This window comes from Lunatimonas salinarum (assembly GCF_017811155.1).
In the GTDB taxonomy this organism is placed as follows: Bacteria; Bacteroidota; Bacteroidia; order Cytophagales; family Cyclobacteriaceae; genus Lunatimonas; species Lunatimonas salinarum.
The window spans coordinates 123,959-145,925 of record NZ_JACVCV010000007.1 but is presented as its reverse complement, the minus strand read 5'-3'; the positions used below and the strand labels follow the sequence as shown (position 1 = coordinate 145,925).

15 protein-coding genes are annotated in these 21,967 nt (G+C 48.2%); 7 read left to right on the top strand and 8 right to left on the bottom strand.

Translation table 11 applies throughout. The annotated features are described in order from the left end of the window. Positions 1-8: 8 nt before the first annotated feature. The 5 genes from IAQ59_RS10410 to IAQ59_RS10390 all read left to right on the top strand — a co-directional run bounded on the left by IAQ59_RS10410 (position 9) and on the right by IAQ59_RS10390 (position 3,777). Entirely contained in the window at positions 9-2,102 is a 2,094-nt protein-coding gene (locus IAQ59_RS10410; protein ID WP_209330741.1) for a PVC-type heme-binding CxxCH protein, read from the top strand. A gap of 13 nt (positions 2,103-2,115) precedes the next feature. Beyond that, positions 2,116-2,466 (top strand): high-potential iron-sulfur protein, encoded by a 351-nt coding sequence (locus IAQ59_RS10405; protein WP_209330740.1) that lies wholly within the window; start codon positions 2,116-2,118, stop codon positions 2,464-2,466. 484 nt (positions 2,467-2,950) lie between these two features. Next, positions 2,951-3,178: a helix-turn-helix transcriptional regulator gene (locus IAQ59_RS10400; protein ID WP_245189538.1), complete on the top strand. Its 228-nt coding sequence runs from the start codon at positions 2,951-2,953 to the stop codon at positions 3,176-3,178. Positions 3,179-3,295: 117 nt separating this feature from the next. Continuing rightward, complete coding sequence (locus IAQ59_RS10395) at positions 3,296-3,514, top strand: DUF2683 family protein (RefSeq protein WP_209330739.1); 219 nt, start codon at positions 3,296-3,298, stop codon at positions 3,512-3,514. Next, entirely contained in the window at positions 3,511-3,777 is a 267-nt protein-coding gene (locus IAQ59_RS10390; RefSeq protein ID WP_209330738.1) for a Txe/YoeB family addiction module toxin, read from the top strand. Before IAQ59_RS10395 ends, IAQ59_RS10390 begins: the two co-directional genes overlap by 4 nt. 210 nt (positions 3,778-3,987) lie before the next feature. Here IAQ59_RS10390 and IAQ59_RS10385 read toward each other — a convergent pair whose 3' ends face one another. Next, positions 3,988-4,137, bottom strand: a complete 150-nt coding sequence (locus IAQ59_RS10385) for a hypothetical protein (protein WP_209330737.1) — start codon at positions 4,135-4,137, stop codon at positions 3,988-3,990. Positions 4,138-4,688: 551 nt separating this feature from the next. On the opposite strand from IAQ59_RS10385, the gene IAQ59_RS10380 reads away from it, so the two are divergent. Both IAQ59_RS10380 and IAQ59_RS10375 read left to right on the top strand, forming a co-directional pair. After that, entirely contained in the window at positions 4,689-5,132 is a 444-nt protein-coding gene (locus tag IAQ59_RS10380; RefSeq protein WP_209330736.1) for a hypothetical protein, read from the top strand. A 174-nt stretch (positions 5,133-5,306) separates the two neighbouring features. Then, a complete protein-coding gene (locus IAQ59_RS10375; RefSeq protein WP_209330735.1) occupies positions 5,307-6,725 on the top strand; it encodes a sulfatase-like hydrolase/transferase in 1,419 nt (472 codons plus the stop codon). 272 nt (positions 6,726-6,997) lie between these two features. Here the strand turns inward: IAQ59_RS10375 and IAQ59_RS10370 are convergent, their stop codons facing one another. The 7 genes from IAQ59_RS10370 to IAQ59_RS10345 form a co-directional block, all read right to left on the bottom strand. After that, the gene (locus tag IAQ59_RS10370) at positions 6,998-8,782 is read right to left on the bottom strand and encodes an arylsulfatase (protein WP_342450695.1); all 1,785 of its coding nucleotides are present in this window, start codon (positions 8,780-8,782) and stop codon (positions 6,998-7,000) included. Then, a complete protein-coding gene (locus IAQ59_RS10365) occupies positions 8,783-10,465 on the bottom strand; it encodes an FAD-dependent oxidoreductase (protein ID WP_209330734.1) in 1,683 nt (560 codons plus the stop codon). A gap of 53 nt (positions 10,466-10,518) precedes the next feature. After that, positions 10,519-12,228 carry an FAD-dependent oxidoreductase gene (locus tag IAQ59_RS10360; protein WP_209330733.1) on the bottom strand — a complete coding sequence of 570 codons (1,710 nt, stop codon included), beginning with the start codon at positions 12,226-12,228 and terminating at the stop codon, positions 10,519-10,521. Positions 12,229-12,496: 268 nt separating this feature from the next. After that, positions 12,497-12,964 carry a transposase gene (locus IAQ59_RS22340; protein ID WP_280867408.1) on the bottom strand — a complete coding sequence of 156 codons (468 nt, stop codon included), beginning with the start codon at positions 12,962-12,964 and terminating at the stop codon, positions 12,497-12,499. A 21-nt stretch (positions 12,965-12,985) separates the two neighbouring features. Next, on the bottom strand, positions 12,986-13,741 hold the full coding sequence (locus IAQ59_RS22335; protein ID WP_245189537.1) for an IS110 family RNA-guided transposase: 756 nt from the start codon (positions 13,739-13,741) through the stop codon (positions 12,986-12,988). 447 nt (positions 13,742-14,188) lie between these two features. After that, positions 14,189-16,504, bottom strand: a complete 2,316-nt coding sequence (gene tamL / locus IAQ59_RS10350) for a translocation and assembly module lipoprotein TamL (protein WP_209330732.1) — start codon at positions 16,502-16,504, stop codon at positions 14,189-14,191. Continuing rightward, on the bottom strand, positions 16,501-21,423 hold the full coding sequence (locus IAQ59_RS10345; RefSeq protein WP_209330731.1) for a translocation/assembly module TamB domain-containing protein: 4,923 nt from the start codon (positions 21,421-21,423) through the stop codon (positions 16,501-16,503). Before IAQ59_RS10345 ends, tamL begins: the two co-directional genes overlap by 4 nt. Positions 21,424-21,967 lie beyond the last annotated feature (544 nt).

Below are 21,967 nucleotides of genomic sequence, written 5' to 3'. Positions count from 1 at the left end.
ACGATAAAATGAACATTAGAAACCTCCTCCTTATCCTGCCAGTCATCCTAACACTCTCCTGTCAGGAACAGAAATACGCTGATGCACTGAGTCCAGAGGCATCTATGGCAACGTTTGACTTACACGAGGATTTTGTGATCGAACTATTTGCTGCTGAACCCCATGTGTGGGATCCTGTGGAGATGGTCTTTGACGAAAAAGGTGGCGCCTACGTAGTAGAAATGCCTGATTATCCCTACAAGCCGGAAGAAGGCAAAGGCCGGGGACGGATACGTTTATTGAAAGACACCAACGGAGATGGTATGGTGGATGAATCGGTGATATTTGCCGAGGGATTGCCCGACGCCACCTCCATGCTACCTTGGAAAGGGGGACTGATCGTCACCTCCGCACCCCACATCTATTACCTCAAAGATACTGATAGGGATGAAAAAGCAGATGTAAAAGAAGTCCTCTTTGAAGGATTCTTTGAAAACAACTCGGAAGCACAAATCACCAACCTACGTTTCGGTTTGGATAATTGGATTTATGCCGCCAATAACGGACAGCCCGGAGATGTGAGCTACCTGCGCAAACCGGAGGCCGGAAAAATAAGCATGCGGGGTGCCGATTTTCGGTTTCGCTTGGACACCGATGAATTTGAACTGGAAAGCGGTACAGCGCAGTTTGGCCACACATTGGATGACTGGAACAACAAGTTTTTCACCCAAAACACCCTTCACCTGCAACAGGCGGTGATCCCAAGAAGGTATTTGGAGCGCCATGGACATCTTTCCTCCCTGAATGTCAACCTCAATATTTCCGATCATGATTTTGAGATGTTCCAGCAAACTCCTCCGCCCTATTGGCGTGCCGAAAGAACCAGAAGGCGCAACATCCAATATCAAGAGCAAAAACTGGATCGCGTGGAGCATGCGGAAAAGTATTTTACAGGCGCTTCGGGAGGGACCGTTTACAACGGAGATGCCTTTCCGGAAGCGTTCCGAGGGAATATTTTTACGGGTGAAGTTGCCGGAAACCTCATTCACAGGGATGTATTGGTGAAAAACCCGAACGATCCAGTATTTACGGCCCAACGTGCAGCCGAAGAAAAAACCCGGGAATTTTTAGCCTCTACCGACCCTTGGTTCAGACCAACGAGCTTTGCCATCGGACCGGACGGCTACCTGTATGTGTTGGATTTTTACCGTCAGCACATAGAAACTCCCGTGTCCATTCCCGATGATCTAAAAGCCGAAATGGACTTTATGTATGGAGAGAATCACGGTAGAATATATAGGATTAGACCCAAAAATGAATCGGAACGTCGTCCTGCCACCGTGGATCTAAGCAAAGCAAGTACCAGCCAACTCATTGAGCTACTGGCCCATCCAAACGGCTGGTACCGATCCAATGCGCAGCGGCTGCTTTTGGAAAAAGGAGCACCGGAAAACCAAACCAGTTTAGATGACATCATTCAGAACCACGAAACACCCCAGACCCGTCTGCACGCAGCCTATGTTTTGGAAGCCTGGGGTCTTTTGACAGCAGGACACGTGGATACATTACTAACCCATACGCACCCGGAAGTGCTACGCCATGGACTGCAACTGGCTGAGCGTTTCCCTCCGTTAAAACCTACCATACAGAAACTAAGTGCCCATGAGAATGCCACGGTGGCGCTTCAGGCGCTGTTGAGTTTGGGAAACCACACGGACAAAGAAAGTTTGGAAACCTTAGCGCTGCATTTGGCAAAACGGGGCGAAAACCGTTGGTATAGAACGGCTATCTTAAGCGCCAAAGGAGTAACGGAGCCTATTTTCCTGACAGCTCTTTTTGAAAAGGCAGGTTTTGGAAGCACAGAAGACACGTGGAAAGAGGAGGTGATCCGGGAAACGGCTTATATTCTGGGTTCAAACGGGGAAAAGAAATCGTTGGAAACGTATACGCAATATGTAACCAAAGCTGGTGAGGCCTGGCAAAAAGCAGGTCTGGACGGCCTTTCAAAAGGGCTGAAAAAGCACGAAGAAACTAAGCCCGAACTGAAAGTATTTCTGGATGCGCTGGCTGAAAACACCGAAAACCCAGCCGAATTATTGAAACTGATTACCAGCAATTTGTAAAGTCCTTCAAATCATGCATAGAAGAAAAGTCTTGAAAAACCTGATCCAGCACGGTAGTGCGTGGGTTGTACTTCCGTTGATAGCGGCCTGTTCGGGAGGGTCTTCCGGGTCTTCCAAAGAATACGACCTCGCTGCCATTACCGACTGCGCAGATCTGAGCGGATTGCCCGAGGCGGAGATCAGCAAACGAAATCAGCTTGCGTATGTGGAAAAAACGCCCATCGCCGACAATAGTTGCGACAACTGTCAGCTCTACCTGCCCCCAACCGAGACCCGAAAATGCGGGGGCTGTCAGCTCTTTAAGGGCCCCGTAAAGCCCGAAGCCTACTGCACCTATTGGGCTCCCCGGGTGGATCAAGGTTAATCAATCGTTAGATTCTGCCAAAAGAAACCAATAGGCCTACGGCGGGATCCCGGTAATCGGGATCCCGCATTGGTTATCTGCGTAGCATTCACAAATTAAATAAAAAGACTGTAATTTGTTGACAGATGTTTGGTTAGCCTGCCTTTTCATTACTTATGCAGACCGACCTCGAAATTGCTGTTCTTTGTTTACTAAGACGTTCTTTAATAAGCCATTGCAAATGGCATAAATGGGATTGCAAAAGCAAAGGAGGTTCGGAATAGGAGAGTGTAGCCGATTCTACACGCAGTCGAGGTGCAAACATAGCTATTCCTCTCCGGATAGGGGGTGCTTTTTGAACTTCAATAAAAAGGCCCTCAGGAAATGAATTCAGGGGCCTTTATATCAATTTTCGTGATTTAGCCGGACAACATAATTCTTTCATGTATCTTTTTATCGTATTTTTGAGTTAATAATGCATAATCATCGGTTTAAAGGTGTAATCATGACTAAAGTAGGTAACATGATTGCGCAGCTACGCAAGCAAAACGGCTGGTCGCAAACAGAACTGGCCAAAAAAATCGGGGCTTCAAGAGAGGCTATTGGCAGGTACGAACGCAACGAAGCCTTACCATCGTTAGAGACAGCAAAGAAAATCGCCGTTGCATTCAGCGTAACGGTGGATTACCTTGTAAACGAGACTGCCGGCCTACTTTTGATAAACTCACCGTGAGAAGACTTCAGGATATTGACGCACTTGCACCGGAAGACGGAAGCCACTTGACGGCCTTGATGGATGCATTGCTAAGGGATGCCAAAACGAATAAAACTTACGCTTAGTATTGACCACATGAACAGCACTATAATTATCCACACCGAAACAAAAGAACAGGAAAATGCACTGAAAGCTTTTGCCAAGGCTCTCAAAATCAAGTTTGAAGTGGCAAAAGGAAGCCCGTACAACCCTGATTTCGTGGCCAAGATTGAACAGAGCGAGCAGGATTTTGAAGACGGCAACTTTACCAGGATTGAAAAGAAAGACCTGAAAAGTTTCCTTGGCACTGAATGACCTACCAACTCGAATTCTCCGGACAGGCCATCAAAGACATTGAATTCCACAAAAATTCCGGCAACAAGGCACTGCTCAAAAAACTCTTCCAACTCCTGGAAGAACTGACCGAGCACCCCACTTCAGGAATTGGAAAACCGGAACAGCTAAAACACAACCTTGCAGGCTACTGGTCAAGAAGGATCAACCAGAAGCACAGACTTGTTTACAAAATCCTGGAAAATGAAACCGTACGTATTTATGCTGCCAAGGGCCACTATTGATGAAGAATGTCGTGCAATTACAGGGTATACGCATGCCACTCCCTTAACCCACATTGCATCTTTGCCAGTTTAAAAGAGATATTTTCACTGAATTTCCTGTTTTTTTTTATGCGGCCCAATAGTTATCCGTATCGGCCTACTTAAAAATCGGTTTACACCCACCATTTTGGCGAAAAACGGATTCAAGTGGCGTCCCACCGCTGGCTAAAGTCACAGAGAATGAACCCAAAGCCCCACCGATAAAGTTGGATGCCTGAACTCCCACTCCCATCGCATAAATACCCGCTGAAAAACCCAGTCCAGCACCTGCCGTAAGCCCGCCAATTGTAGCACCTTTGCCTTGACGGGCATGAAAGTCATACCATCCCGTCAGCTTCGTCGTACCTGCCCTGCAACCCGGCTCATGCCTAAATTAGTCCACAAGACTGATTATTAACGTCTTGTCCTACCCTTCTATCGTTTCCAATCTGCAATTGGAAAGGAGCGGAATATACCAATAATTCACCTGTATCAAACGACCTGTTCCAGCATAGATTATCCGCGTAGCATTCACAAATTAAATAAAAAGACTGTAATTTGTTGACGGATGTTTGGTTAGCCTTCCGTTTCATTACTCATCCAGACCGATCTCGAAATTGCTGGTCTTTGTCTACTAAGACGTGCGTTAATAAGCCATTGCAAATGGCCTAAAAGGGATTGCAAAAGCAAAGGAGGCTGGGAATAGGAGGCTGTAGCCGATTCTACACGCAGTCGGGGGATCCCGCTTTTTTTGACATACCTACCTAGAAAAAGAGCGCATATGGACTATACCTGATCTCGTTTCTTAAATTGTTAAAATCTTATCAAAAAAAAGCCATACAATAAAATCCTTTTGGCTATGTTTGTGTCAATCAAACCAACTATTATCTCAGATGAAGCCCTACCTCATTTTCTGTTTTTTATTTTTTGGTGTATTGTTATCGTCTAAAGCTCAAGTCAGTGTAGGCGTGTACAAAAGCAGTGTGTTCACCCACTTGGGAGTGGGTACCGATCCCGAAAAAAAGTATTTCGGAGAAGTCCGGCTTTTTGCAGGTGATTGGTTGAATAATTATTTTGGTGCCGAGCTTATTGGCCAACGGAATTTTACGCAGACGGCATGGTACAACTTTTCCGCAGGACTATTGCTCGGCTACCATGAATTTAGCGATGCAAGCATCGGGGTACCAACTTTCTTTTCGGTCAAACCCATCCAAGCCAATACCAATCTGTCCCTGATCTTGGAAGCCACGCCCTTCGTAGCTTTTGGCAATATTGGCGGATCCTTCAATTTACGGGGAAGCATCGGGGTAAGGTACTTTCTGCGGAAACAGGAATAAGCAGGCTAACGGGCAAATTTGAGCCTGCATGTTTTTATTAATCGGTTTCTCCGTAAACGGGATTAAGCAGCTACCCCAAAGGGGCAGTTAATATCCGACGAGCACCCCACATTCCATAAGGCAATGGCCCGATTGAATGGGCTTCACGTACTATTGAAAAGCCTATTTGTATAAATGAGAATTTATCGTTTAGCGGTCTTAGCTTGCCTTGCGCTTATCGTTCTGCACGTACAGGCGCAGGACCGTAATTTACAGCCTACGAGACCCAATATAATTGTCCTATTGGCCGATGACCTGGGTTACGGCGATTTGGGTGGATTTTTTGGAGGAAACGCCCATACACCGCACATCAACGCGTTGGCGGCTGAAGGGATGCTTTTTACAGACTTTCACAGTAACGGCGCGATGTGTTCCCCAACGCGGGCAGCCCTGCTAACCGGAAGGTATCAGCAACGCGTCGGGATAGAAGATCCGCTAGCCGGAGACTGGCAACAAAAAGGGGTGGGTGCTATCAAAGGCATTGCCTGTGAAAATGTATACTCAGCACCAACTATGGCCGACTACTTAAAACGAGCCGGATATGCAACCGCATTTTTTGGCAAATGGCACTTGGGAAACCACCCCAGCGCTAACCCCCTGCATTTTGGCTTTGATGAATTCAGAGGGCTGACCTCTGGGGATGGCGACTACTTCACCAAGCTGGATCGTCACGGGTACCCGGATTGGTGGCACAACAAGCAGTTGCATTTTCAAAAAGGGTATACCACAGATGTCATCACCGACAACGCTATTCTATTCATCGAAAAACACAAAAACCAACCATTCTTTGTCTACTTGGCACACTTGGGGGTTCATTTCCCCTGGCAATCTCCTGCGGATGCTGTCTTGGAAACACGTGTAGAAGGAAACGATTATACCTCCAGTCTACCCGGGCCATCGAGCAAATTAGGACCCCATTCCCCCGCTGAAGTCCCGAATGCATTGATAGCGATGATCGAAGCACTGGACCACAATGTGGGCAAACTGATGAATTACCTCAAGGCAGCAGGACTGGATCAAAACACCCTACTCTTCTTCACCGCCGACAACGGTCAGTACCTGAGGTACCAAGGTAATACCTGGCCTGAGGTAGGGTCCAACGGGCTACTTCGTGGAGAAAAAGCTGATTTGTACGAAGGAGGACACCGAGTACCCAGCATTGCCTGGTGGCCGGGAAATATTGCGGCTGGTAGTCGCTCGGAAGCGACCCTGGCCTCCTTTGACCTTTTGCCTACTTTTCTGGAATTGACCGGTCAGCCCCTCCCGGATCCGGAGGGAGCAGACCAATTGGATGGCCAAAGCTTTGTTCCGGTCCTGCTTTCCAGAGATACAATGCCCGAACGGATACTATTTTGGCGGACGCCGGAGGCCATTGCCGTGAGGCAAGGCCCATGGAAACTCCTGGAAGACCGAAACAAAGGCAAGTTGAGCTTGTATAACCTACAAAATGACCTGGGCGAAACCCGGGACCTCAAGGCAGCCTATCCGCAGCTCGTCACTGAGCTTATCCACGTTCGTAACACCTGGGAACTGGAAATGGACGGAACAAAGTAACAGTAATTTCCAAGGGGGAATTCAGAATTTTTCATCTGTTTATAATTTGTTCTTTAGCGGTCATATGGAATCTCGCACGAATTACAATTGTCCCTCCGTGTGTCGCTTGCGTCGTGCTCGATTTCAGGTGTTTATAATTTTTAAGCGGTGACAACTTGTCTGAGTTTATCAGGATGGAATCTCGTACGTAGTATAATAGTAATCTTAGTTTGTGCCGGCGACATTAAGCCTACCTGTCCGGTTGCAAGGCTCGATTTCATCTTCGTTTTCGTTTACTCGCTCGTCCCTACAGGTTTGACTATCAATTTTTGTACGTCCATCACTTGGGTTCCCGGAATGCGAAGGGCTTTCAGGCTGAACGTTTGCACACCTTGGTTCAGCGCGATGCTTCCCAGCATCATGGGTTGGAAGTCTTTAACATAGGACTCCATCCGTTCGATGCGGTCGTTTTCCATTCCCTTCAGGGGAGGATCGTGTGCTTCCGCTACCCGTCTGTCCAAGTGGCTTTCCCCCGCGCGAAACCGAAATTCGGACCCCACATCCTGAGGTGGGCAGGTATAGTAAACCTCCACTTGGTAGTTTCCAGCATTTAATACGTCTACCTCCCAAGTCATGCTGTCTTCCACGCTTACCCAGTGGGTGAAAAAGGAGTCGTTGGGAAAACGGTTGGACCGTTGTATCGAACCATGGGCCATACCGTCCCTTGCGGGTAGTTGGGTCAGGGGTGCGTCCGCTGCGCCCAAGGTAAAGGGTCGGGCTTCCGGATCTTTCGCCAGTTCCGCCGCCATCACCGCTTCCCAATCTTCCTTGGCTTCCCGAAGATTCTCCGCTACCTCTGGAAACAAATCCTGAACCGGTCGCCGCTGACCTGGATCCGACTCCATATCGTACAAGTTTCCGTCCCTATCCAGCCGGTACCGTTGCGTACGTAAACTGCTGTTCCCATTCCAGTGGCTGAAAATTACCCGGTCGGGCCACAAGGGGTTTTCCTCCATGATCAAGGGCCTCAGGCTTTTGCCGTCCAATGGTTTTCCTGCCGAATGGGTTAGGCCGGCTAAGTCCACCAATGTGGGAAACAAATCAATGGCGCCAGCTATCTGGGGAATTACTTTTCCCTCCGGAACGCGGCCTTTCCATCTCATGAAAAACGGGCTGCGCACCCCTCCCTCGTCCGTAGAGCCCTTTCTTCCTTTCATGCCTCCATTCCATCGGACACTATTCGGGCCATTGTCGGTAAAATACACCACCAGTGTATTTTCCGTAAGGCCCAGGCCTTCCAGCTTATCCAATAGGCGACCCACGTTCCAATCGATGTTTTCACACATGGCGAGGGCGGCCCGGGTAAAGTCGGGATCTTCTCCCACCACCAGGCTATCAAGCGGTTTGTTTTCGAATTTTTCCCACCAAGGGTCCGGAACCTGCATGGGAGAGTGAGGTGTGTTCAGCGACAGATAAACCAAAAATGGCTCGTCCCGGTGCGCATCGATAAAGTCCATCGCCCGATTGGTCAGGTCATCTGGCAAGTAGCCTTCTCCCTTTACGGGAATGCCATCTTCCTCCAATGGCGGACTGAAGTAATCCCCCCAATGTCCGGAACAAAACCCGTAAAAGGTATCAAAGCCCCGGGAATTCGGATGGTAGGGATGCTGCATGCCATTATGCCATTTGCCAAATGCACCCGTCGCATATCCTCCCTGCTGAAAAAGGGTCACGAAGGTGGTTTCGTCCAGGTCCAACCGCTCCTCCCCGGAGGAGGTACCCCGTATACCGCCCCGCAGGTGGTACCGCCCCGTCAACATTTCCCCACGGGTAGGCGAACACACCGGCTGCACGAAAAACCTATCAAAACTGACGCCCTCACCTGCCAGCCGATCAATATGAGGGGTTGATAGATTACTGTTTCCACTGTGGCTTAGATCACCCCAACCTTGATCATCGGCCAGAATGATTACCACATTTGGCGGGCCTTCATCCATGAAGCTCTTCTTTGGCGACTCGGTACATCCCGCTACCCAAAGCAGGAAAATCACCGATGTGGCGGCAGCTACCCTCTCCACTTACTTGGCCACAATCTGATCGTCCATGGTCAACACCTGCCCATCTGCGCGTAAACGTTCCTTTAATGAATCGTAAGATAAATCCTGCACAGCAATGCCCTGGTCCAAAGCCATCATGGCGGCGGTGGTCGCTGACTGCCCCAAAATCATAAACACCGGTTCCATGCGGATAGAACCGAAGGCAATGTGGCTGGCAGAAACGGCTACCGGAACCACCAGATTGGTGCATTCCTCCTTCTTGGGGATCAGCGAACCATACGCGATCTCATAGGGTCCCGGTAATGGCACGCCTATATCTCCTTCGTTTTGTACGTGGCCATTTTCATCCACGTAGCGTTGAATATTGTGCGAATCAATCGTGTAGGAGCCCATGCCCACAGATTCGGGTGTAGGTTTTTTTTGCAGGAGCTCATTTTCGGTCATCACATACTTGCCTATCATGCGCCTTGCCTCGCGAACATAGATTTGATGAGGCCAGTTACCGTTGTCGGTGAATTCATCTTTTGCAAGTCCCCATTCCTTGAATGCTTTCTGGGTTTTCTCGGGTATCCGGGGATCATTCTGTACAAAATACAAAAGCCCACTCTGATAATCCCGATGTTCTTGGATGATCTCTTTGCGCCGCTCATAACTTGCCTCCGGATAGTCGTAGTTCATACCGATGTTATCTGAACTAAATGGACCATGGTTATTGGTGTCCGTTTTGCGGTTGGGAATCAGGTCAAACTTGTCAAACCACTCGTCCCATCCTGCATCAAAGATTCGAACCAACAGCTCATATTGAGTGGAGTCGTAATTAGCAGGTCTAGGAAAGGGAATTCTATTATCCGGATGGTTGGACATACACATTCGGAAGCAGTAGGCCTGTACCTTATGGTCGCCTTCTCCCTTTACTCCCGGATGCTCGGCACTGATTCGGGGCAACAGGCCCGAAGAAGGATCCCCGGGTATCCAATAGGGATCTATCTGCCTATCCAACACCTGAAAGTGGTGCCTGTGATGGTACACACCAGTCTGAATGCCGTTCCACTCTTCGTTATATACGCTGTTTGCTTCCCTTCCTACGTGGTAGCTGATACCTGCAGCGGCCATCAGGTCACCCTCATAGGTGGCATCCATAAACATTTTGCCTTTAAATTCCTTCCCACTTAGGGTTCGTATAGCTGTGATCTTCCCATTCTCTACTGTCACACCGGTTTCTCTGTCCAACCACTCGTCACGCAGCACCTCAATTCCTAACTCAGCAATCCACTCATCGTACACCTCCTCGGCCACATGCGGTTCAAAAATCCACATGGTCTTAAATTCCCCATCCAAGGCGGGCGTACCTTGGCCTTTATTGCCAAAGTCGGACTTGGCCTCCCATTTCCATGCATCTTCCTCCTGATATTTGTCGTATACCCGTTGGTAGAACTCTCGGGAAAGCCCCCCGATTACTTCCTTTTTGCCCGTATCAGACCATCCCAATCCACCGGAGGTAAGCCCCCCTAAGTGTAAATCGGGCGAAACAACGATGACTGACTTACCCATTTTCTTCGCCTGAACCGCTGCTGTTATTGCCGCAGAAGTGCCTCCGTAAATCACCAGATCGGTTGCTTCTTCCCTTTCCTGTTTCGCGCAGGACTGTAACAGCACGAGTGAGAACAGACCCAAGCAAACTGCTTTGATTTTATTGTTTATCATAACTTGGTTAATGGTTGTTGTTCTTTAGTTTTATTAAAAATCGATTAGCCTCTTTACTTCTGATGGCTTAGCACCTGCTTGTCCGCCAGTAATTTAGAACGAAGGGCCGCATAGTCCACTTCCTGAACCGACTGATTATTGTCAATGGCCAAAGCGGCGGCCGTAGCTGCGGACTGTCCCAAAACCATGAACACGGGTTCCATTCGAATGGATCCAAATGCGACATGCGTAGAACTCACACACACGGGAACCAACAGGTTTTCGGTTTCTCCCTTTTTGGGGACAATGGATCGATAGGGAATGGGGTAGGGGGCTCTCACATGCGCTTCGAAGTTGCCTTCGTTTTGCACATAGCCATTGTGATCCACATATCGATTAACCATGTGAGAATCCATCTGATAGGCAGCAAGTCCTACGGCGTCTTCTACTTCAGGTACCAGGCTCTCACAATCCTTTTGGGTAACTACATAATCACTGATCATTCGCCTCGCTTCCCGCACGTAGAGTTGGGGGGTCCACCCGTTGCCTTCGATAAACTCATCCTTGGCCATACCCCATTTCGAAACCACATCCCTTACTTGTTTTGGGATCCGGGGATGATAGGCCAAGGTCCACATTAACCCCTGCTGATATTCCAAATGACGCTTCGCAATTGCCTCGCGTTCTTCGTAACTCGCCTCTGGATAATCATGATTTTGCCCGATAAAGTCGGTGGAAAACCCTTTCTGATTGTTGGTGTCCGTTTTTCGGTTCGGCATGGGCGTGTTGATCCAAGGCACCAATGGGTCTCCGTAATGATACATCTTCTCGATAGGTCCCGTTGCTGCTTCGTAATTGCGAAATAACAATTCATAATCAAGCTCCCGGTAATTGGCCGGCTTGGCGAAAGGAATCCGGTTATCCGGATGGTCGGTAAGCGTCATGCGAAAGCAGTACGCCTGTATTCCCTTATCGGCCGTTCCATCGACTCCGGGTCCGCCTTGGATAATAAAAGGCAACAACCCGCGGGATGGATCTCCCTTTACCACATAGGGATCCACACGCGGGATGAAATTGTGGTGAACGGCGTTTCGGGATATTCCCCCATTCAAGGTGATTGTATAATAGTTTGCTTGGACGCCGTTTAGGGTTTCTCCGTATTCACTGTTGGCTTCTCTGCCATACGTGTATGACACGCCTGCAGCGGCCATCAGATCGCCCTCATAAGTGGCATCCATAAACATCTTGCCCGTGTACCTTTCGCCGCTCTCCATAGTGATAGCGTGAATACGGTTTTGCCTGACCTGAACGCCACTTTGTCTGTTCAATCGCTGCCGGGTGATTACTTCAACACCCGCTTCAGCCAGCATTTGATCGTACACTGCTTTTGCCGCAGAGGGTTCGAAGGTCCACATCGCATCTTCTCCTTCCCGGGACCGTCCTTCGTTGGGCCGGTTAAAATAATCGCTGCGATTTTGCCAAATCCAATTTTCTGGCTTGTCGTAGTATGCTTTGATGTTTTGGTAGAACTCTCTGGATATCCCACCGATGGCTTGCTTGTTTCCGATGTCGGTGGCTCCCAGGCCACCGGTCGTCAAGCCCCCCACGTGACTAGAAGGCTCTATCAAAATAACTGACTTGCCCATTCGCTTTGCCTGAATAGCGGCAGCGACGCCGGCAGAGGTCCCTCCGTAAATGACGAGGTCGTATTGGGACTTAGCCACCAAAAAATTTGGCTTGAGAGAAAGCAGAAGAAAAAAAACAGAAACGAATGCAAAACGCATCCTTATGATAAAGCATTTTTTTGAGGTCATGGTAGATTATTTGTAAATAAATCGTTTAATTAAAATTTTCATCTGTTTATATTTCGTATTCAGTTAACTTTTTGTTTTAATGGAATGGGCATAAGATACGCTAAGAGGTTTAAATTTTCATCTTCATGCTCACGGCAATACTCCTGTGTGCTTAGCGTTTGATGTCAATTTCATGTACGGGGTTTCACTGCCGGGGCAATGATGTTTCAACCTCCAGTAAAAATCGACCTTTGTTGTGTTATGCTGCCATTTCAGTGCTTATTTCTACCCCGAGCTCCCTGAGTTTGTCCATATACCGTTGGATCTGCCTGTCTTTTTTTCTGCTGTCAAGGTACTCTCCCCCGAGTTCTCTGTATGCTGTTTTGTCCTTTAGGATGAAGTAGGCCGCTATCAGGATCTTGTGTCCTATGGCTACCAGCGCTCGTTTTTTGCCTCTTCTTCCTACCAGACTATCGTACTTGCTCCTCAGATAGGTGTTTTTCGTCCTTGTCGCAGCCCAGGCAAGCTGGGTGACTATTGATTTCAGGTACTTGTTGCCGTGGGTCGTCCTGCTGCTTTTTTTTTTGCCTCCCGATTCGTTGCAGCCGGGGCTTACCCCTGCCCAGGAGGCCAGGTGCTGTTGGCTGGGAAAACGGCCCATGTCGTCGCCTATTTCGGCCAGGATATAGGCTGCCCCGTCCCTGCCCACGCCGGGGATCGTCTCCAGCAGCTTTGCGTCCAGTTCCAGTTAATTCTCCCTTAGCAGCGTTTCGATCTGCGCGTCCAGCTTGGCGACCAGCCGTTCCTTGTCGGCCATCGATTCCTTGATGGCCCCGAGCATGAACCGGTGGTGGGCCGTCAGCCCGCCCCTCAGGGAAGCAGCCAGTTCCGCTTTGCTGCATCGCATTTTTCCGTGGTGGAACTTCACCAGCTCCTCGACATCGTCTTCCCCGCCGATAAGCGCGTTGACGATCCTGGTGGCCACCGCCCCGCTCATGTCGCTGACCACGCTGGAAAGCTTGATGTTGGCATCTTCCAGGATCTTCTGGATACGGTTCTTCTCCGAAGCAGCCTGCTCTATGACCTTGCGCCTGTAACGCGTCAGGTCCCGCAGCTCACGGATATGCCTTGGGGGGATGAAACTCCCTTTCAGCAGCCCGCAGAGAAGCAGCTTGGAAATCCAGCTGCTGTCCTTCTTGTCCGTCTTGTGGCCCGGTACGTTCTTTATATGCCGGGCATTGACCAGGATGATCTCAAAATCCTCTTCCAATATGTTGTAGACAGGCTTCCAGTATACCCCGGTGCTCTCCATGGCAACATGGGTAATGCCGTTCTCCTTCAACCAATCCCGGAGCTGTTCAAGCGATCCGGTGAAACCATCGTAGGAACGGGTCTCTTCGCGTATGCCTTCCCCCCTGATGGAGGCTACTATCAGGTTCTTGTGGACATCTATGCCGCAGCCCCTCTTGATGAGCTGATCAAAGTTTACTGTTTGAGCTTTCATGACCGTACGGTTTATCCCATTAGATTATACGAAAACGGTGCATTCCGGGATATAATCATGCCCCTGTGTGTCGCCACGGCCGTCATGGATATTTCATGTGTTTATAATTTGTCTTTAAGCGGTCAGATAGAATCCCTGCCTGCGGCAGGCAGGTCGCACGAATTCCCCGATAGCCATCGGGGCAGCCCTCCGTGTGTCGCTTGCGTCGTGCTCGATTTCATGAGTAAAAACAAGTTAAGCGGTCTCCCACGAAAATACATAAATTTACTTAGTCCACAAGCACCGAAACATGCTATCCCGCTTTTCTAAATAGGTTTGCCATTTCCATTTTCCAAAGAAAAGCGTACTCGAATCCTCCAATAGTATCCTAGGAATTTGGAAATGGATTGCAACACTTAACACCGATGCTTACAGTTCTAAAGAAAGAGCGATGTAGACTCGCAAAAATCAAAATGGGTAACCAATGGCAAAATTGAATACGAGGTTTTCCCTCCTCCACTTGGAGTCATCCAGCCTAAATTCCCTGCTCCATCGCTCCCCTTCCCGCAAATAGGGCGTACGGAGAGGTGTCGCAAAGTCAAACCGAAGCACAAAGAAATCTACATCTACCCGCAAGCCGACTCCGGCACCAACTCCCAATTCACGAAACCAATTCGAGGAAATCTTTCCCCCAGGAAGCGCCTCATTCTCGTTCATCAGCCACACGTTGCCAGCATCTGCAAATACCGCTCCCTTAAAAAATGAAACAATGGGAAAACGATACTCCAAATTTGCCTCCAACCGGACATCTCCCGCTTGGTCAAAAAAGCTCCCGATACCCACATCCTGTGGTCGATAGGAACCAGGTCCGAGCGATCGGATTCGAAATGCCCGCACGCTATTGGGACCGCCAGAAAAAAACTGCTTCACAAATGGTAATGAAAGCGAATTTCCGTAGGGAATCCCAACCCCTCCAAACATCCTCAAGGCCAGCTTGCTCTCCTCTGAGAACCTCCAGTAGTATCTAAAGTCCACTTCCCCTTTGTTGTATTGGGCATAATCCAACCCCAAAAACTGGTTTGGTGTGGATGAGCCTAGCAATCGGTTGAGGCCATCCAGCCCAAATCCGGCTAAGTCCAAATTGGCCCCAAAATAGATACTGTGGGTACGATACGCATCCATTAATTTGCTATATGAAAACCCGTAACTGATCCCAGCAATAAACTGCTGCTGAAAGCTAAACTTTAAAAATGGATTGCTCTCCAAAATTTCCTCAAACTCAGGAGTCGTGTTGGAAAGGCCCACAAAGTTGATGCTAATTGGGTTTATTTCGTGGTAAACAAACCGGTTGGCATTCCAAAAATACCCGTATGCGGCAGATACCGAATTGAGCCGGTACAGTCCACGACGATCCTGAAATTCCGTTCCCAGACTAATCCGGGTCTTTGGTACCGAGTAGGCAAAACGCTCCTTGATGTCTATCGGAAACACAACCCGCGGAAAAATCAGTTCACTGCTAAGACCAAACTCAAAGGAACTCAGTCCTTCGCGCTCACCACTGGCAATCTGCGTCTCGTAGGCCACCTTACCGGTCACATTCAGAATCTCTCCTCCCTGAAAAATATTCCTATTTCGATAGCTAAGCAAAAATGCCGGCCCGGCAAAGTTGTTAGACTTGGAGACGCCCTGAAATTCTGCACGAAGTGATCGCTTATTTTGTGGAGACAATGAAATCGTTGCGTCCAAAAATCCGGTTCCATCAGAGGATGCGCTGTCTCTTTCTGTATACCGGATGTTGACATATCGGTAATTGCCGATCCCGGAGATCCGGTTGCTTGTGAGTCGGGATTTCGTGGCATTGTACTTTTCTCCCTGATTCAGTAGAATGTACCGCTCCAGCAAATGGGGGTTGAAGGATATGGGATTATCTTGGATAAACGATATTCCTCTTATGACCGTGGTGTCGCCGGGACTGGCAGACTGGTCTAGGGTAAGATTCGGAAATACGGTGATTTCTCCGATTTCATAAGGAATCAAGCTCTCGTTAGGGGCAAGCTGCTTGGTACGCAAATACAGATCAAATCCCTTATCTTCGTACTGGTTCGTATCTGTTTCAAATAACAAAAAATCGGCGTTAAAATTATAATACCCCTGTTCCTTCAATGCCTGATCCAGCCTCGTTCTTTCTGACTTCAATTTGGACAATTCAAAACGGTCTCCCTCTTCTATTTCTGTATCCTCCAACAGCTCTCGGATAGCTCGATCTAACTGGGTAGAATCCTGGTCGTACACAAAATTCCTAAGCGTGTAGGGCGTACTAACTGAAATTTGGTAGGAAACTAAAGCACTTTTCTCCCTAGTAATCACCTCAGAAGCCACCTGATTATTAAAAAACCCATTATTCTCCAGACGGTTGTTCAGCAATAACTCGGTCTGCGGGATATTGACGCTGCTAAGATAAACCGGACTTTCTCCCAGCTTATCTTTTAAAAACCGATTGATAAACCCAGGCCTTTCTTTGTTACCCTTGTAATACGCCCAAAGGCCAATGTACATCCCTAAAAATTTACTGTTCGGTTTTGGCCTCAAAAGCCCTTCAAGTTCTTCCTTCACGCGCTTCCAGTCGCGTACTGAGGTCTCCAATTCTTCGGAAATTTTAGCTCCCTTATACAATTGCTCTTCTTGTGGAATAAATTTCTTCACGCTGCATGCCGAGGTAGCGAAAACCGCAATGAGCACCCCATGTAAAACAATTTGGCAACCTATGGATTTGATCACATTCATGGCACTTGCGTTGATTTCCCCATAGATTCCCCCTTTCTGATCGCATCAGACTGTGAGCGTCGCTTGTTCTCGATGCCTCTCCACAACTCCTCAAAATGATTGAATTCCCGGTTAAAAATCAACGAAATACCGGTTACAATCAGCTGCCCGTCAATAAAGCTCTCAAATTGATTTCTCCTAAACCCGCGAAGTCTATACCTACCGCTTTCTGTTAGCAAGTATTCAATACTGACATTACCCAACAGCGCATTTCCCCGATCCAGTGCTTGGGAACTTCCTTCGATATCAATTTGGCTGCCCACTTGTACGACAAGGCGATCGTTCATAAAACGAGATCGGGCACTTACATTCAATTGCGTTCTATCCCTTGCGGCACCGCTCTGATAGTCGGTAAAACTATCCAAATCAAAATCCAACTCCAATCCGGTGTCGCCCAGCACATTTTCGGAAAGCGTGTTCAACTGTCCTGACAAAAGCTGACTTACGCTGGATCGGGCCAATGCAAAGGTGCTTCCAATAGTACCGTCTCCTCCCCTGTCCGGAAAAAATCGGTTCAAGACCAATAGTGAAAAAACCTGCCTATTCAATTCTCCTTCTTGGGTGTTTAAAAGCTGCAATTGCCCATACACATTACCTCCCGCCGCTCCACGCTGATCCTCCGGCATATCCAGTCGGAAGGAGGGTTCCAGTTGCGTCAGGTCTCCATCGATGTTCAGATAAACCAAAAAAGGCAGTTCCTGCTTATACTGAGATTGGGCCTCTGCACCAAGTCCAGCCGTCTGTGCTGCCATCAACTCCGCTGCCGATGCTCTCACGCGATATATGGCCACCATGTTTAACTTGGCATCCAAAGGGTCTCCCGACCAAGAAATGGAACTCCCCTCCTCGATCACAAACCGCCTGCTTACCAGGTTATATAAACTCATTTCGTAGTGCCCAGTGCTCAACTGATAGATTCCTGAGAGGCTAATTCTACCATTGGGATCCACATTTAGGTTCAGGTTAGCTTCGCCCGCAACCAGAAGGTTATCTCCGGATCGCTCGTCCACAATGATCCTAAACGACGCATCTGAATCTGCTTCCAATAGAGCGGTAACCTGAAACCCCGTAATCCCGGTACTTGGGACTTCTTGCTGCCGACGGGTCAACAGGTCCTCCGGATCCTGCCGATTGACAAACAACACTACTCCGTCCCGCTCGATTACGTCCAACTGGGACTCAGGGATAATGAAAGTAACATCGGTACCACTTCGCACTTTTAGCCTTGCGGCTATTTTCGGAAGCGATAAATCGCCGTTAATATCCGCATTGACATCAATAATTGCTTTGCCGAAAAAGAGATCGTTATCCTGCCTTGATGAATTTAAAACCTGAAAATTCTCGGCTGTAAGATGCAGGTCAAATTCGGGATTGGATAAAGATTCTGTACCAATGGATCCTGCTAATGCAAACCTGTTTTCATTCGCATCCCGGATGGTAAACCGATCGAGGTACAGACCACTATTGTCAATTTTCATCGATTGGTCATGAATACGGTATGCAGCATTCAACGAAGTGACCGTAACGGCTGCGTCCAGAAACCCAAACTCCCCTTCGTAAATCGGATCAACCGTCGTGCCGGAGACACTTGCGCTGCCTACTATCACGCCGGAAGAACCGCTGATCTGATCAGGAAACAGGGACTCCAAGACACCTAGACGTAGCTCCTTTAGGTTAAGTGCGAGATTCAGTTGCGCACCCTGCTCTGCCGCTTGGTAATCTCCTACGAGATCGACATCTACGCCACGGTCTTTCAAGGACATTTCAAAGTCGTATGCACCCACATCAATGGATTCGGCCCCTAGCTCAAGGTTCCCCAAAGGGGTATTAAAAACATGAAGCTCGTCAATTCGAAGCGCCGCAAGAATCCCTGCAGCTTTAAAGGGATTTTCCAGCACAAAACTGCCATTTACAAATCCGGCAGCGATCAAATTATCCGGATTTAAAAACCTGGAAAAGGTGGCTAAACGAAAGTTGTTAAACCGAACACCTACATGATCCGAAGATATATCTGTCGAATCACTGAATAACTCCAAATACTGATTATCCCTACTTAGTTCAAACTGATGAAAATCAACCTTTCCACCACCATATTTAAGGACATTATCTGGATGAATCTCCCAAGGTTGCTTGTTCAATATCAAGTCGCTCGGGCGAATATGCAATTGGATAGAATCGTCTTTGACCCGCATATTCCAACCAACATGAACCAGCCTGTCTTCCCCATCGTAGGCCAAAAAGTCCAAATTCAACTGATCTCTCCCCCATTTTCCGTCAAAGAAAGTCTTCCCTATTTCCACAGTGCCAGACTTCAAGGACACTAACCCTGCCTGAAAAAGAAACGAATCTTCGGTACCCTCAGCATAAACCCCCAAACTATCCATAGAAATCCCCGAATAGGTAAACCCTGGCAGAAATACATAGCCCCGAAAATCGCCCGATTGCTGATCAAAGTTCACCTTGGTATTCAAAGACTCCCAATTTTCCAAACCCGGAAAAACCACCTCCTGTAAAATCCTCGACCTGCCCACATCCGCCGAAAACGTAAAGTTAATCATTGAATCCGGTGAACTATCATCGGCCGTATCGGCAAATAGCTGCTCGAAATAGTTATTGAATGCCTCTATGGTCCGGTCAGGTGACGCATTGGAAGCGAAGGCTACCCCTAAAAGGGAACTCTCAATCTGTAAAAATGTAGAGTCCGGCTCCACGAAGGCGGATACGTCAAAGGCCTCCACGGGATAACTTTGACCTTCAAAAACCAACACACCATCGTTCAGTTCAGAGTCCAGTGAAAACCCGTCCGCATTACCCTCCATATGCAGTGAATAGCTTATCCGAGCACGCAAATCATTTTTAGCCAGCTGCAAGGCACGGAAGTCCGCACCCTTTAAGTCCAGCACCAAGTCCAACATTGTATTCTCGCTATCCAAAACAACTTCTCCATCCAAAGCCAAATCGAGATTCTTATCCGCAAAAACCAAGGAAAAATCACCCTGCTTATCTGCTAATTCCGCATCCAATTTCAGCCCTTTATAATCGTAGCCATTCACTTCCAACCTTTCAAATTCAGAATGCAGCGAAAGCTCCAATTCATCTAAGTCCAAACCACTACCCTGCAGTCGCAGGCGATACCCTAAATACCCATATTGTGGACTTTCGAGAAGGGATCCCAACGCTATTCCGTCCAAAAACAGCTCTCCCTCGTAGTGCGGTTCGGTACCGTCCTCAAAACGTGCGGTCAATTGCACATCGCCATCTGACGTCTGCAAAAGGCATTCAACCGATAGATCAGCGAGCGAGCCACTCAGACTGGACTCAATATTTATCTGCTCCGGGGGCTTTACCCCCAGTTGTTCCTCACTGACAAATTGCCGCACATCTGTACCAGTAGTGGAAAAGGAAACGGAAGAAAGTTGAAAGCTTATATCATCCGAACCTAGTAAATTACCCAGGTTTCCCTGAAGGCGGAAATGGGTATCCTCGCCCCATGCAGCCCTGCCATCTGAGATTCTAAGCCTATCTGGGGTTCCGGATAGGTTTAACGACCCCGAAAGTTCCCTTTCGGATGCCTGCCTAAAGAGTTCATTGGCGCGCAACTCCGGTAAAAAAAAGAACGCATCTGATAGCCCAATGCGAAGTTTCGGTACTGCCAAGGTCAAACGTTCCCAAACCAGCTCATCTACGATGCCGCTTATCCGGTATTGAAGTCCAAAATCCCCCGCCAGTTGGCTATTTCCGGTCTGCAGTTGAACGGACGTAATATTTGTCGCTTGGTCATCAATTTCTGCCCGTAGGGCTAATTTTTGAAGTACCAGTCCAGACCGTTCTTCAAATGACGCTTCGCTTACAGTCGCTTCAAAATGTTGATCTGCGATCGAAATGCCATCAGCTTTGAAATTGAGATTATCCACTACCACGTAACCAGGATCAAAATATCCCGCTTGGGGAGTAACCTCTTTGGTTCTGTAGGCGATTCGATTATCCTCTAGGTCTATCGTGCCGACGGCTACTTGCCAAGAAGGCCATTGAAATGAGCCACCGTGATCCGATTCCTCATCGACTAGCTGTTCAGCAGACTCCGAAAAGAGGCCAACATCTAAGTGGCTATTGTGAAGCAAAAATTGCGAAAGCTCGAATCGACCGGATCCCAAGTCCGCTTCCGGAATAGCTAAATTCATCTTTCCCAATACAATTTCTGCCTCGATATCGTCAGGCAAGGAAACGTACGAAAGCGCGATGTTTTCGAGAGCCAGCTTGTCCAAAATAAAAGCAGGCTCAAGGGATACATCAGAAGAATCCGATGATGAAGGAAAAGGTGAGCGCTGCAGATACCGAATATCAGAATCGGACCAGACCAGCTCCTCCACATCAAAGTCCATACGGTTTAGGTCTAGCGAGTTTGCCGCTAATCGGAAAGCCCCCAGCCTCAGATCCAACTCTGCACCGAGAATTGCATCCATATACCGAACGGAAAAATCCTCCAAACGAACAGGACCGAGGGCAACATCGGGTAAAGGTACTGTATCCTCACCAGATATCTCCGCTGAATCAGGCGGTGTCACCAAACTATCGGGAGGCGACGAAAATGACTCAACCAGAAAATCGAAATTAAATACCCCTTGTTCGTTCCTTTTGATTTGTGCACGAAGTCCTCTCCAGTTGACCCTCGAAAGGTGAACAGCTCCGGATGTCAAAAAAGGCAGGATCTTTAGCCCGGTTTCCAATGAATTGGAATACAACAACGTGTCTCCTTGCTGATCTTCAATGTAAAGCCCTTCCAAATATAGATCACCGCGAAAGGTGAGGAAGAGCTTATCAATCGACACCCTCGTTTTCGCTTTCACTGACACATAAGAAACCACCTTCTGAACAATCATATTCTGACCCCAAGGACTGCGCAAAACCAGCAAAAGGACAATAACCAGTATCAGCAAAGCCCCGACGAGCCAGCCCAAAATTCGAAATAGCTTGAAAAAAAAACGATTCCTTCCGTTCAAAATACTGCGTTGATTATATGACTATCCTACACGGATTTTCTCTAAAGCAATTTACCTCTGGAACAATTCCGAATTGCGCTTTATCCGACACACTAGCTCATAGTCAGCCGGGATCAAAATAACCTATTCAAAAACAATACCACGATCAAATCCCATACACTTACTTTTTAAACCAACAACGCCCCTGAACGTTCAGTGAATTTGGCAGATAAAACCACCCATTCCCACTTACTGAACTCCATTCCAATTGAATACCAACAACCAATTGTCCGCTGCCATTCACCTTTACTATCAAAGTCCTGCGGCGAGAAAGCAATCTAGCCGAGGTCAGAATCCCTTTCAAGGTTGATCGACAGCCGCTTGGACATCGGATCCAACCGTATGTGAAACGAGGTCAGCAGGGTATTCAACTATACACTGTAAG

Bases quoted from the DNA above. Each gene is read 5' to 3' on its own strand.
- IAQ59_RS10410 (WP_209330741.1), top strand. From the start codon at position 9: ATGAACATTAGAAACCTCCTCCTTATCCTGCCAGTCATCCTAACACTC.
- IAQ59_RS10405 (WP_209330740.1), top strand. From the start codon at position 2,116: ATGCATAGAAGAAAAGTCTTGAAAAACCTGATCCAGCACGGTAGTGCG.
- IAQ59_RS10400 (WP_245189538.1), top strand. From the start codon at position 2,951: ATGACTAAAGTAGGTAACATGATTGCGCAGCTACGCAAGCAAAACGGC.
- IAQ59_RS10395 (WP_209330739.1), top strand. From the start codon at position 3,296: ATGAACAGCACTATAATTATCCACACCGAAACAAAAGAACAGGAAAAT.
- IAQ59_RS10390 (WP_209330738.1), top strand. From the start codon at position 3,511: ATGACCTACCAACTCGAATTCTCCGGACAGGCCATCAAAGACATTGAA.
- IAQ59_RS10385 (WP_209330737.1), bottom strand. From the start codon at position 4,137: ATGACTTTCATGCCCGTCAAGGCAAAGGTGCTACAATTGGCGGGCTTA.
- IAQ59_RS10380 (WP_209330736.1), top strand. From the start codon at position 4,689: ATGAAGCCCTACCTCATTTTCTGTTTTTTATTTTTTGGTGTATTGTTA.
- IAQ59_RS10375 (WP_209330735.1), top strand. From the start codon at position 5,307: ATGAGAATTTATCGTTTAGCGGTCTTAGCTTGCCTTGCGCTTATCGTT.
- IAQ59_RS10365 (WP_209330734.1), bottom strand. From the start codon at position 10,465: ATGATAAACAATAAAATCAAAGCAGTTTGCTTGGGTCTGTTCTCACTC.
- IAQ59_RS10360 (WP_209330733.1), bottom strand. From the start codon at position 12,228: ATGCGTTTTGCATTCGTTTCTGTTTTTTTTCTTCTGCTTTCTCTCAAG.
- IAQ59_RS22335 (WP_245189537.1), bottom strand. From the start codon at position 13,741: ATGAAAGCTCAAACAGTAAACTTTGATCAGCTCATCAAGAGGGGCTGC.
- tamL (WP_209330732.1), bottom strand. From the start codon at position 16,504: ATGAATGTGATCAAATCCATAGGTTGCCAAATTGTTTTACATGGGGTG.
- IAQ59_RS10345 (WP_209330731.1), bottom strand. From the start codon at position 21,423: ATGATTGTTCAGAAGGTGGTTTCTTATGTGTCAGTGAAAGCGAAAACG.